10 protein-coding genes are annotated in these 13539 nt (G+C 36.8%); 6 read left to right on the forward strand and 4 right to left on the reverse strand.

Annotated features, from left to right (window positions below; translation table 11 throughout):
* Positions 1–23: 23 nt before the first annotated feature.
* Entirely contained in the window at positions 24–848 is an 825-nt protein-coding gene (dapD, locus tag FcAc13_RS02980; RefSeq protein WP_187754705.1) for a 2,3,4,5-tetrahydropyridine-2,6-dicarboxylate N-succinyltransferase, read from the reverse strand.
* Between the two features lie 348 nt (positions 849–1196).
* Between dapD and prmB the strand changes: the two genes are divergently transcribed.
* From prmB to plsY, 5 genes are all read left to right on the forward strand, one after another.
* Entirely contained in the window at positions 1197–2099 is a 903-nt protein-coding gene (gene prmB, locus FcAc13_RS02985) for a 50S ribosomal protein L3 N(5)-glutamine methyltransferase (RefSeq protein WP_187754706.1), read from the forward strand.
* Between the two features lie 44 nt (positions 2100–2143).
* Positions 2144–3229 carry a chorismate synthase gene (aroC, locus tag FcAc13_RS02990; RefSeq protein ID WP_187754707.1) on the forward strand — a complete coding sequence of 362 codons (1086 nt, stop codon included), beginning with the start codon at positions 2144–2146 and terminating at the stop codon, positions 3227–3229.
* A gap of 223 nt (positions 3230–3452) precedes the next feature.
* Positions 3453–4211: a TSUP family transporter gene (locus FcAc13_RS02995; protein WP_187754708.1), complete on the forward strand. Its 759-nt coding sequence runs from the start codon at positions 3453–3455 to the stop codon at positions 4209–4211.
* A 292-nt stretch (positions 4212–4503) separates the two neighbouring features.
* Positions 4504–7335 (forward strand): excinuclease ABC subunit UvrA, encoded by a 2832-nt coding sequence (gene uvrA, locus FcAc13_RS03000; RefSeq protein ID WP_187754839.1) that lies wholly within the window; start codon positions 4504–4506, stop codon positions 7333–7335.
* Positions 7336–7407: 72 nt separating this feature from the next.
* Entirely contained in the window at positions 7408–8001 is a 594-nt protein-coding gene (plsY, locus tag FcAc13_RS03005; RefSeq protein ID WP_220679606.1) for a glycerol-3-phosphate 1-O-acyltransferase PlsY, read from the forward strand.
* A gap of 716 nt (positions 8002–8717) precedes the next feature.
* Here the strand turns inward: plsY and FcAc13_RS03010 are convergent.
* The 3 genes from FcAc13_RS03010 to mtnN all read right to left on the reverse strand — a co-directional run bounded on the left by FcAc13_RS03010 (position 8718) and on the right by mtnN (position 12629).
* Positions 8718–11072: a TonB-dependent hemoglobin/transferrin/lactoferrin family receptor gene (locus tag FcAc13_RS03010; protein ID WP_187754709.1), complete on the reverse strand. Its 2355-nt coding sequence runs from the start codon at positions 11070–11072 to the stop codon at positions 8718–8720.
* A gap of 204 nt (positions 11073–11276) precedes the next feature.
* Positions 11277–11915 (reverse strand): TRIC cation channel family protein, encoded by a 639-nt coding sequence (locus FcAc13_RS03015; RefSeq protein WP_187754710.1) that lies wholly within the window; start codon positions 11913–11915, stop codon positions 11277–11279.
* Positions 11916–11930: 15 nt separating this feature from the next.
* Positions 11931–12629 (reverse strand): 5'-methylthioadenosine/S-adenosylhomocysteine nucleosidase, encoded by a 699-nt coding sequence (gene mtnN, locus FcAc13_RS03020; protein WP_187754711.1) that lies wholly within the window; start codon positions 12627–12629, stop codon positions 11931–11933.
* Positions 12630–12751: 122 nt separating this feature from the next.
* On the opposite strand from mtnN, the gene FcAc13_RS03025 reads away from it, so the two are divergent.
* Positions 12752–13525, forward strand: a complete 774-nt coding sequence (locus FcAc13_RS03025; RefSeq protein WP_187754841.1) for an SDR family oxidoreductase — start codon at positions 12752–12754, stop codon at positions 13523–13525.
* Positions 13526–13539 lie beyond the last annotated feature (14 nt).

Raw genomic sequence — 13539 nt, forward strand, 5'->3', positions numbered from 1 at the left:
GTTAAAATAGAATTATACGTGAATCAATCGATAGTACGAAGTAATTCATTAATACCGACTTTACCAAGCGTTTTGGCATCGACCTTTTTAACAATTACAGCACAATATAAACTGTAAGAGCCATCTTTAGAAGGTAAATTTCCAGATACAACGACTGAACCAGCTGGTACACGGCCATAGTGTATTTCACCGGTAGTGCGATCATAAATTCGGGTACTTTGACCAATGAATACACCCATGGAAATCACGCTGCCTTCTTCTATGATCACCCCTTCTACGATTTCACTACGCGCACCAATAAAGCAATTATCTTCAATTATAGTTGGATTTGCTTGTAATGGTTCTAACACACCACCAATACCGACCCCTCCAGATAAATGAACATTTTTACCTATTTGAGCACAAGATCCTACCGTCACCCAAGTATCGACCATTGTTCCTTCGTCAACATAAGCACCAATATTGACATAAGATGGCATTAATACTGTATTGCGGGCAATATAAGCGCCTTTACGAGCAATGGCAGATGGAACCACCCGGAATCCTTCTTCTTTAAAACGTGCTTCATCATAATCAGCAAATTTTAGTGGCACTTTGTCATAGTAGTTGGTTTCACAACCATCAATTAATTGATTTTCGTTAATACGAAACGATAATAATACTGCTTTTTTTAACCATTGATGGGTTACCCAAACACCATTGATTTTTTCAGCTACACGCATTTTACCGCTATCTAAAAGTTTGATAGCTTGATTAATGGCATCGCGAGTTGCAGCATCAACGTTATTAGGGGTAATTTCTGCACGACGTTCAAAAGCCGCTTCAATGATTGTTTGTAATTGTTGCATGATTGTTTTGTCCTTATTAGATCGGATTTGTTAACCCATACGGATTAAAATTAGCCCAACAGTATAATATAAATTTACATAGATTTTAATGGTAGCGATAGTTTTCTTATAATCGTGAAAGTTTAATAATATTTAGTTATTTTGGATTGTTCTTCATCAAACATAGTTTAGCGTAATCAAATGATCTTTATGTTACTGTGAAAGCATGTCATTTATACGCGTTAAACAGTTTTGCAGCGATATTCCGATAAAGTGATCTTATATAACTTATCTTGTATTCTCTGGTTATTCACCCTACAATAGCCAAATCGAGTAAAAGTGTAATAAACTTAGGGCATCAGGGCTGTTATGAGCAATATCATTAATCAATTACATACTATTGGGGACTATATACGTTGGGCGACATCTGAATTTAACTGTTCCGATATATATTATGGGCATGGTACCGACAATGCTATTGATGAAGCTAAACTGCTTGTGCTGTCAGTGTTGCATTTACCATTAACTATCCCTGCTGAGTTTTATACAGCTAATCTGACTAATGAAGAAAAACAACAAGTTATCAAATATGTGTTAGCAAGAACCCAAGAACATATTCCAACCCCTTATTTAACCAATAAAACCTGGTTTTGTGGTCATGAATTTTATGTTGATGATCGTGTGCTTATTCCACGCTCACCAATTGGTGAATTAATCACTCAACATTTAGCCGGCATTATTGAGTTTGAACCAAGGAATATTTTAGATCTTTGCACGGGTAGTGGTTGTATTGGTATTGCGTGTGCTTATGAATACCCAGAGGCTGAAATTGATGTTGCGGATATTTCTGGTGAGGCATTAGAAGTGGCTCAAATTAATATCGAAGGTCATCATTTACAACATCGGGTTTTTCCTATTTTATCCGATCTGTTTGATGATTTACCCGAAGTTGAGTACGATGTTATCATTTCTAATCCGCCTTATGTTGATCAAGAAGATATGGATGACTTACCGAAAGAGTTTACCGTTGAACCTGAATTGGCATTAGCAGCGGGTGCTGACGGCTTAGATATTGTGGTGCGTATTTTGAAACAGGCCGCTGATCATTTATCTAAATATGGCGTTTTAATCTGTGAAGTTGGCAACAGTAGTGTGGCATTACAACAACGTTTTCCTCAAGTTCCTTTTAAGTGGTTGCAATTTAAGCATGGTGGTGATGGTGTTTTTATGCTAACGAAAAAACAGCTCATGGAATATAATAATTTATTCTAATTATATTCTTCAGTATAAAATTATTTACCGATAAAAGGTTAATTATGGCAGGAAACTCAATAGGCAAACTCTTTAAAGTCACAACATTTGGTGAGTCACACGGATTAGCATTAGGTTGCATTGTTGATGGAGTACCACCAGGATTAGATTTGGCGGAGTCGGATCTGCAACATGATTTAGATCGGCGTAAACCGGGCACTTCACGTTATACCACCCAACGCCGAGAAGCGGATCAGGTGAAGATTTTATCGGGTGTATTTGAAGGTAAAACGACGGGTACCAGTATCGGTCTATTAATCGAAAACGCTGATCAACGTTCACAAGATTATAGCCGTATTAAAGATATATTCCGTCCCAGCCATGCCGATTATACCTATCAACAAAAATATGGCGTGCGTGATTATCGTGGCGGGGGGCGTGCGTCGGCCCGTGAAACGGCAATGCGAGTAGCTGCTGGCGCTATAGCCAAAAAATATCTATTTGAAAAATGTGGGATTACGATTCGTGGTTATTTAGCCCAAATGGGCGACATACAATGCGAATTTAAAGATTGGCAACAAGTATCACAAAATCCGTTTTTCTGTGCTGATGAAGAGAAGTTAATACAGCTAGATGAATTATTACGAGAATTGAAAAAAACTGGCGATTCTATTGGTGCCAAGGTGACAATCGTTGCCGAAAATGTCCCTGTTGGCCTAGGTGAGCCCGTATTCGATCGGTTAGATGCCGATTTAGCACATGCCTTAATGAGCATTAATGCCGTTAAAGGAGTGGAAATTGGTGATGGATTTGCCGCTGTTACTCGGCGAGGAAGTCAAAATCGCGATGAAATAACTTCAGCGGGATTTCTGTCTAATCATGCCGGCGGCATTTTAGGTGGGATCAGTTCTGGTCAAAAAATCTGTGCAAATATTGCTTTAAAAGCAACGCCGAGTATTGAAATAGTAGGCAAATCAATTGACATTCATGGCAAAGATGTTGATGTGTCAACACATGGTCGTCATGATCCGTGTGTTGGGATTCGAGCAGTGCCGATTGCTGAAGCAATGATGGCGATCACGCTCATGGATCATTATCTGCGGCATAGAGCACAGTGTAATGATGTTGATGCTATTAATTACTTTAAATAAGAAAAATTTATGCCGCTATATGAATTTGAATTCTATTTTATTTGTTTTTTAAGTTTGTTTTTAGTGATTAGCATTTTAATTGATCGGTTTTTATTTAATGGAAAATTAGCTGAGCTATCTTATTACGCAATGGGATTTTTAATCGGTATTTTGACTGTTATTGGTATTGCTATTTATGTTTATTTAAGGCTCAAACTTGTTCATTAAATAATGGAGAAAGGTAATGGAAATAAGCTACGAATTACTCACCCTTTTATTTGCCGTGGCTTTGGTTGCCGGATTCATTGATTCAATTGCTGGTGGTGGAGGACTACTTACAGTTCCAGCTTTACTCGCAGTGGGGATTCCTCCAGCAAATGCGTTAGCGACGAATAAATTGCAAAGTTGTGGTGGCTCTTTTTCCGCAAGTCTTTATTTTGTTCGTCGACGTATGGTTGATTTACACGACATAAAATTATCCATAGCGCTCGCTTTTATTGGTTCACTATTTGGTAGTTTTTTAATACTCAATATTAATGCTGAATATTTACGTATCTTATTACCGGTTTTAACTATTAGTGTTGGTCTCTATTTTCTGTTTTGTCCGAAGATTGGAGAACAAGATCGTAAACGAAGATTATCAGAATCACAATTTGCTATTTTAGCCGCGATGGTGATTGGTTTTTATGATGGCTTTTTTGGACCAGGTGCGGGATCATTTTATGCTTTAGCGTATGTGACCTTAGCCGGATTCAATCTTACTAAAGCAACCGCACATACTAAAGTGCTCAATTTCACATCTAATTTAGCAGGATTAGTTTTTTTTATTTTTAGTGGTAAAGTCTTTTGGATAATTGGGTTAATAATGTTGGTTGGACAGTTTATTGGTGCGAGATTAGGCGCCAAAATGGTCATCTCTAAAGGTAAAAAATTAATTCGTCCCATGCTGATTATTGTTTCTAGTGTGATGAGTATTAAATTAATTTGGGAAAACTTTTTTTGATGACTGTTATCTATCTTTATTTAGTTGAATAAAAAATATTTTTACTTTTCAATTAAATAATTTTGTTTGTGATAATGCTATTTATTTTATTGAGAATAGTGAAAATTCATTTCATATACATTATAAATAAGTATTTATAATTCATTAGGTTATGTCATATTTCTTTCATATTGAAATCTGCATATAATTGATATATTTTTCTCACAATTACTGATATAGTAAGCGAATTTAAGTGAACATATTTGTTTAAAATATTTTAGTTTCAGCGTCGATAAAGAAGAGATACATGTCAATCAAAGATATTGAAATTCGTGGTGCCAGAACGCACAATCTTAAAAATATTAATGTAACCATTCCTCGAGATAAATTAGTTGTTATTACTGGATTATCTGGTTCGGGAAAATCATCCTTAGCGTTTGATACGTTATATGCCGAAGGACAACGTCGTTATGTTGAGTCATTATCTGCCTACGCACGTCAATTCCTATCCTTAATGGAAAAACCGGATGTTGATCATATTGAAGGTTTATCACCAGCAATCTCAATTGAACAAAAATCCACCTCACACAATCCACGCTCTACAGTTGGCACAATAACGGAAATTTATGATTATTTGCGTTTACTATATGCGCGCATTGGTGAACCACGTTGCCCAATTCATCATTTACCCCTTGCGGCACAAACTGTATCGCAAATGGTAGATAGCATTATGGCTCTAGCACCATCTGAAAATCGCTATATGCTTTTGGCGCCAGTGATTACGGAACGAAAAGGTGAATTTGTTAAATTATTTGAACAACTTGCCGCAAGTGGCTATACCCGTGTTCGTGTCGATGGTGATATTTATGATCTGTCTGAACCACCGCAATTAGAATTGCAAAAGAAACATACTATTGAAGTCGTGGTCGATCGTTTCCGAATTCGCGATGATCTTAAATTACGGTTAGCTGAATCGATCGAAACCACATTAGCCATTACCAATGGTATAGTAAAAGTTGCTAACATAGATGATTCAAGCAGCCAGGAACTTATTTTATCTGCAAATTTTGCCTGTCCAATTTGTGGTTACAGTTTACCTGAACTAGAACCTCGCTTATTCTCATTTAATAATCCAGCAGGGGCTTGTCCTGAGTGTGATGGTTTAGGTGTTCAACAGTTTTTTGATCCCAAACGGATTGTACAAATGCCTGAAGTATCCTTAGCAGCTGGAGCAATAAAGGGTTGGGATCGCCGTAATTTTTATTATTTTCAAATGCTTAAATCGCTAGCCGAGCATTATCATTTTGATATCGATTTACCATTCAATGAGATTCCCGAACAGATTCAAGATATTATTATGAATGGCTCAAATGGAGAAGCAATTCAATTTGTCTATACTAATGATCGGGGGGATTCGGTTATCCGTAAGCACCCTTTTGAAGGGATTTTAAATAATTTAAGCCGCCGTTACAAAGAGACTGATTCACAAACAATACGTGAAGAGCTGGCAAAATATATCAGTCACCGCTCATGCGCTAGTTGTCATGGTTCCCGTTTACGAACAGAGGCACGTAATGTCTTTATCAATGATACTAATTTACCGACTATCACTGAATTGAGTATTCAAAATGCTAAAGGTTTTTTTGATTCGTTAACGTTAACGGGTCAAAAGGCGCAAATTGCTGATAAAATTCTTAAAGAAATCAATGAACGATTACAATTTTTAATTAATGTTGGTCTCAATTATTTAAATTTATCACGTTCTGCAGAAACACTATCAGGCGGAGAAGCACAACGGATCCGGCTTGCCAGTCAAATTGGTGCCGGATTGGTAGGTGTAATGTATGTTTTAGATGAACCCTCAATTGGTCTTCATCAACGTGATAATTCTAAATTAATTGATACCTTAACCCATTTACGTGATTTAGGTAATACAGTAATTGTTGTTGAGCATGATGAAGAAGCTATGTTAGCGGCTGACTATCTCATTGATATTGGTCCGGGAGCTGGCGTTCATGGTGGTGAAATTGTAGCGCAAGGTACGCCTGCACAAGTGATGGAAAATTCAAACTCGATCACAGGGCAATATTTAGTCGGTAAACAAAAAATTGCTGTACCAGCAAAGCGAACCAAAATCGATAAAAAGAAAATATTATCTTTGATTGGAGCAACTGGAAATAATTTAAAAAATGTTACCTTAAATATTCCAGTGGGTCTATTTACCTGTATTACTGGTGTATCGGGTTCGGGTAAATCAACATTAATTAATGATACGCTTTATCCTTTAGCCCAGAATGAGTTAAATCGAGCAGAAAAAAGCGATATTGCTCCTTATAAAGCCATTAATGGACTTGAGTATTTTGATAAAGTTATTGCAATTGATCAAAGTCCGATTGGTCGTACTCCGCGTTCTAATCCAGCAACTTACACCGGTTTTTTTACTGCGATTCGTGAGCTTTACGCGGGTGTACCTGAATCACGAGCTCGTGGTTATAATCCTGGGCGTTTTAGTTTTAATGTTAAAGGTGGGCGCTGTGAAGCTTGTCAGGGTGATGGTTTAATTAAAGTTGAAATGCATTTCTTACCAGATATCTATGTAGCTTGTGATCAGTGTCACGGTAAACGTTACAATCGTGAAACATTAGAAATCAAATATAAAGGTAAATCGATCAATGAAATACTTGATATGACCGTTGAGGAAGGTCGAGAATTTTTTGATGCTGTGCCTATGATCGCTCGTAAATTGCAAACCTTAGTGGATGTCGGTTTAGCCTATATTACCATTGGTCAATCAGCTACCACTTTATCAGGTGGTGAAGCGCAACGCGTCAAACTTTCTAAAGAGCTCTCTAAGCGCGATACCGGCAAAACGCTATATATCCTTGATGAACCTACGACGGGATTACATTTTGCGGATGTAAAACAATTACTTAATCAATTGCATCTACTCAGAGATCGCGGTAATACTATTGTGGTTATCGAACATAATTTAGATGTCATTAAAACTGCCGATTGGATTGTCGATCTTGGTCCAGAAGGTGGAAGTGGTGGGGGTGAGATTGTTGCTGAAGGAACACCAGAAGACATTGCAAAATGTAAAAACTCTTATACGGGCATTTATTTAAAACCGATATTAGCAAAATAGTAAAGTTAACCTAAAGTTAATGAGTTTTTTAACTTAAATACAATAAATGTAATAACGGAAGAGGAAAAATTATTGCTATTAATTACGGTAATGATAATTGTTGCCTATTTATGTGGTTCTTTATCAGGAGCATTTATTGTCAGCGAGCTAATGCATTTGCGAAATCCTCGTGATTATGGTTCACATAATCCAGGGGCGACCAATATGTTACGTGTCAATGGCAAGTTACCTGCACTGTTCGTGCTAATCTTTGATATGTTAAAAGGATTATTACCGGTTTATATTGCTTATCGGTTAACGATACCATCATTTTATTTAGGAATTATTGCTATTGTTGCTTGTTTAGGGCATATTTTTCCGTGTTTTTATCATTTTCGTGGTGGTAAAGGTGTTGCAACCGCATTAGGCTCGATGATGATGATTGGTTTTGATTTTACCGGGCTATTTATTGCAACTTGGATTACAACTGTTCTTATTACGGGTTATGCATCAGTGGCGGCAATTATCAGTTTTTTACTTGCTCCGCTTTATGTCTGGTTCATTCGTCCCGAATTCACAATGCCTGTAGCCATGTTATCTTGTTTAGTGTTGATTAAACATCATAGTAATATGGTGCGACTCTCAAAGGGGTTAGAACCTAAAGTTGTTTTTCCTATGAAGAAATAGGGTATTGTAGTAAATGATAATTATGTATAACTAATGTCTAATTTGCTCTTAGTTGAGCGAAATACATTGAAGGCTGACCAGTCTTTAATCAGGGCATTAATAAATATTAATGTTGTACTTCTACTATTCATGTCCGCCCCTATAGTTTAAGAAACACGTTTCTTAACTTGCAAACTCACTGCTATTGTTAATAATTGTGAACCGATGCTTTCATGATAACTCCGCTATGCATTTCCATTTTCAAGCAACGGCACAATATACGGTTGAGGGTGCTCAGACAACCTGAAGGTTTGTAAACAAAATTCCTGGCTACCGTTTTCTGTTGTTCAGGGCGGAGATTGAGAAGTACCTAGTGATGTTTCAAATTATCAATCTGTTAATTAAATAATGCTGTTTAGCTTTCCTACTTAATGATAATTGAGTGAAGCGATTATCATAGAATATTCGGCAGGGATGCCGAATAAGCTGTGGGTGTATAGCGGATCAACCAAACGCGTGGTAAGTCTTATTGTGAACAAAAGAAGTCACGTTGTGGTGGAGCGCTAGTGGTTTGGGGTGTGAGACTCGCTTACGCCCCTTAATTCGGCCATGAGTAACATGTTTAATATCACACTGCTGCTGTAAATACCTGAAACAATCATGATGGTAAAAAAGAAAATTACTCATTAATCCTTGCGTTAGCAAGTCGGTTTTATTGGTTAACGTTAGCCCAATCCTTAAAATTTAACGATGATACTCGCTTTTATATTGCGGCCCATTCCATAAGTATTTTCACCTAAATAAAGTCGATAATCTTTATTAAATAAATTATCTACAGCAAACTGAATTTCTGCCCTTGGCGTATAAGTAGGTTGCCAAGTAGCAAATAAATTATGTAAGGTATAACCAGACGAAGGTCCTAATGCGTAAGCGCCTAAATCGCTAATACCATCATGATTGCGATCTTCTTTACCCGTTCGATCTTGTTTACGAACAAATTGAGCATTCCATCCTGCTTTTATATTCCAAGAGGGTATTTTAAAACCGGTAGTTAATGTTGCTGTGCGTGGTGCAATGGTTGCCACATAAGTCTTATTATTTATCCATGGTGCTTGTGGTGCGGTATCACGTTCACCTTTTTGAATCGAATAAGTCGCGCTAGCAAACCAGTATCGACTATCATAATATGTTTCAAACTCTAATCCTTTAATTATCTTTTTACCGGGAATATTATGGTAATTAGATTGACCTAGTGGACATTGTCGACCTGGACCACAAATGGTTCCATTAAAACCACGGGTAATAAAGATTTCATTGCTGACACGTTGTTTAAATAGCGTTGTTCTAATTTGTAATTTATCATCGTATGAAAATATATTATTAAAATCTAACATGTTACCTATTCTAAATGATAAATCACGTTCTTTATCTAAATGTCGACTTGTGGCACTAATTTTACCTGAACCACCGTTACTTGGTGTAAATTGTACCTCATAACTTTCATCAACAGTTGGTGCGCGCCAGGCATAACTAATATCGCCGAAAAAGCCAAGATTATTGGTTGCTTGCCAGTAACTACCAAAACGCGGTGTCCAACCAGAATAGCTAACGGGTGAATAGTCATGACCAAAGCGAGGATCAGGATCATTGTAAGCTTGAGCGTAATTTTTTTTACCATGATTACGTACATAATCATAACGCAAACTTGGTGTTAACACTAAATTAGCAATCGACAGTTGATCTTCGATATAAAAACTATAAGTTTGTTGTGTACCTGATGGCATGTAAGCAGGTTGGAAATAACCGTTATTATAATTAGGATTGTTTTTGTATCGTTCATAGTACATTAATGTGTCACGATCATGTAAATGGATTTGCGTTCCAATTAATAATTTGTGGTCTAAAATACCGGTATCAAAAGTACTGATATTTTCCAACTCAAATGTTTTATCAGTGTAACTGACCCAACTCTCATTTCCCATAGTACCTAATGATGCAACTGGATTGTATTTTTTAGGGCGAGTATCATGCTGTTTCGTTTTTGAATATGTGGTATGAAAAGTTAAATCAATTAATGGATTATATGTAGGTTGATAATTCCATTTGAATTGCGCTGAACTATCGGTTTGATCACGTTTTACTAACTTTCTTAACCAGGCACCTTTATAGCCGTATCTTTGGATTTGTTGAGCGGTAGGTGGTGTCATTTTTTCAACAAATTTTGCAGCCCATGGTTGCCATGAATCGCGTTTTGATCTTAATCCCGATATGGTGAAGGTATGTTCTTCATTTGGTCGAAAATTCAATTTTCCCATATAGCTATCCATATCATCTTCTGAAAACATAAATCGACTTCCATCGGGACGTTTAAAATTACCACTATTACGCTTGGTATAATAAATGAGCCCATCCAAGAGATCATCTTCTGTTCTACCATAAATCGCACCGGTGACTAGGTTTTGATGATTATTAGAATGAAAGCTGTGTTTAATCATTCCACCTAATAATCGATTAGGTCCAAGTAAATCAATAGCATCTTTAGTTTCCATTCTAATGACCCCACCAAATCCACCATTCCCAAACTTGACGTCATGAGGACCTTTATTCACTTCAACTTGTTTGAGTAACTCAGGTTCAACAAAAATTGACCCTTGTTGATATTTTTGAAAGCCTTTATGTGCACCATCAACAATAATTTTGACATCTTCGACTTTACTAAATCCCCAGATATTGATCGATTGTCCTCCAGGTCTAACCGATCCGGCTGTGCTAACCCCAGGCAAAGTATTTAATAATTCAGCGACGTTATCAGCCTGTTTTTGTTCGATTAAACCTAAAGACAGCGTTGAGCGTCCTGCTATTATGCTATTCATCTTTTTTAATTGCTCGGCTGATGTTGTATCGGCAATAACCGTCATTACATCTTCAACTTCTTTATTACTTTTAGTTTGTTTTGATCTTGAGCCATTATTAGTATGTGACGATTGTTCTTCTTCTGTATTTTGTTGCTCATTCTCCATGACGGTCGATTGCTGTGCATGGCTCGTAAAACCAAGGAAAAGCAGTAAGATACCTGTCTTTTTAAAATGCATATTTATTCCTTTCATTATGATTAAAATAGTAGCCAACTTGTAAATCACAAGTTAATGATAATCATTATCAATTAATAAGGTTTGGCAGTATATGTTGTCTAATTATTAATAGAAAGAAAAAAATGAAATTTTTTTGTTTTTTTTAACGAAATGATGAAGAAATTACCAAGAGGATACCTAATCCTCTTTGATTGATTAACTTGATTATTCATTAAACTTACTCGTTTTAATACAAATAGCTGGTAATTTTAATTTGCAATAGATCGCTAATAACCGAATCGTTAAAGTAGTGACTATGCCGAATAAAGTAGCGGTTTCTATTGATAAATTCAAATAGCAATAAGAAACCGCATGAATAGTGCCACCGATTAAGCAAGCCGTGGCATAGATATCAGTACGAAATACCATAGGTATATCACGTGCCAGTACATCACGTAAGATACCACCGCCAACACCAGTTAGTACTCCCATACAGATCATAACAAGCTGATTTACTTGCGAAGCAACCGCTTTATTTACGCCAATCCCAACAAATACCGCTAAACCGATAGCGTCTAATACTGGCATCAACCACTTGGGATATTTATCATAGCAAGAATAGCGTATAAATAGCATAGACACTAATGAGGTAATGATCGCAACCCATAGATCGGTTGAATCGGTGATCCAAAAAATGGGACCATTATTTAAAATGATATCGCGAATTGTGCCACCACCTATCGCCGTTATCACTCCTAAAACTAAAGCACCAATTGGATCCATCTCTTTTTTCGCAGCTAACAGCACACCAGAAATTGCAAAGACAATTGTACCTAAAATATCACACCAAAAAATATAATTCATATTATCAAACAATCATTATTTTTCGGCTAGATGTTGTAACATTGTTTCAACAATCAAAGAGGATTGTTTAGCAGCGAGAGGTAAAAATTCTTCAAAGTTTACCGCTGAGGCTTTATCACCATTATCAGAAATGGCTCTTACCACAATGAAAGGAATCGAAAATAACCAACACACATGCGCAATGGCAGCTGCTTCCATTTCAACGGCGATAGTTTCAGGGAATAGATTTTTGATTGTTGCTATTGCTTGCTCACCATTAATAAAACTGTCGCCACTGGCAATCATTCCTTCAACAGCATTTACACCTTGTGCTTCAATCGCTTGTTTAGCGATATGACGTAAGTTATCATCAGTAGTAAAGGTAATGGGGCAACCAGCCATTTGTCCGGGCTTGTAGCCAAATGGGGTTAAGTTAACATCATGATAAGCTGCTTGGGTAGAAACCACAACATCACCAATTTTAAGACGTCGATCAGTACCACCTGCTGAGCCTGTATTAATCACAGCATCGACTTCGTAACGATCTAATAATAAAGTGGTTGCCGTAGCAGCAGCAACTTTACCGATACCACTTTGTAATAATACTATATCACAGCCTTGAATTTGACCGGTTAAGAATTCAAAACCTTGAATATTTTCGATTTGGCAGTCGATAATTTTGGTTTTCAAAATAGCGACTTCTTCTGCCATTGCAGCAATAATTGCAATTTTCATATTAACCTTTTTCGTAATGAGAAAATATTATTAAATAATTGGTTATGTTATGATAAGCAGTTAATTACAAATTTACAATATGAAAGCTGATTGATACGCTTAATTAAATGAAGGAATATTCAATCATGAAATCCATTTTTATAACCGGTTGCTCCAGTGGCATAGGTTTTTTAGCCGCTAATGCATTAAAAGCCAGAGGTTACCGCGTTATTACATCTTGCCGTAAACCGCACGATGTTGAACGCTTGGTAGCTTTAGGATTTGAATCGGTTTTGCTAGATTTAGATGATCCTCAGTCGGTCACACAAGCCGCCCAACAAGTATTAGCCTTAACGGATAATAATCTGTATGCGTTATTCAATAATGCAGGTTATGGTGTTTATGGTAAATTATCAGCAATCAGTCGACAACAGTTGGAACAACAATTTTCAACTAATTTTTTTGCGGTACACCAATTAACACAATTACTTTTACCGGCCATTGAGGCACATGGAGGTGGGCGTATTATTCAAACTAGCTCAATTGTTGGCTTTATTGCTACTCCTAGGCGAGGCGCCTACAGTGCTAGTAAATATGCCTTAGAAGCTTGGTCAGATGTAATGCGTTTAGAATTGGCCTCAAATAATGTGAAAGTGTGTTTAATTGAGCCGGGCCCGTTAACGACTGATTTTAAAGCTAATGTTCAACAAGTAGAACATAATCATACTGTGAATAATCCGCCAATTGCAAAACGATTCACTTTATCACCAGAAGCAATCTTACCTAAACTTTATCATGCTCTGGAAAGCCGATCGCCTAAAGTTCGTTATCGGGTCACAATAGTAACAAAATTAGCTGCCATTGCTAAACGTGTACTACCTGATAAACTAATGGATAAAATCTTAGTGACGAAATAGTGTTTAATTATTGA

Origin of the sequence: Frischella japonica (genome assembly GCF_014489845.1) — a bacterium.
Classification (GTDB): domain Bacteria; phylum Pseudomonadota; class Gammaproteobacteria; order Enterobacterales; family Orbaceae; genus Frischella; species Frischella japonica.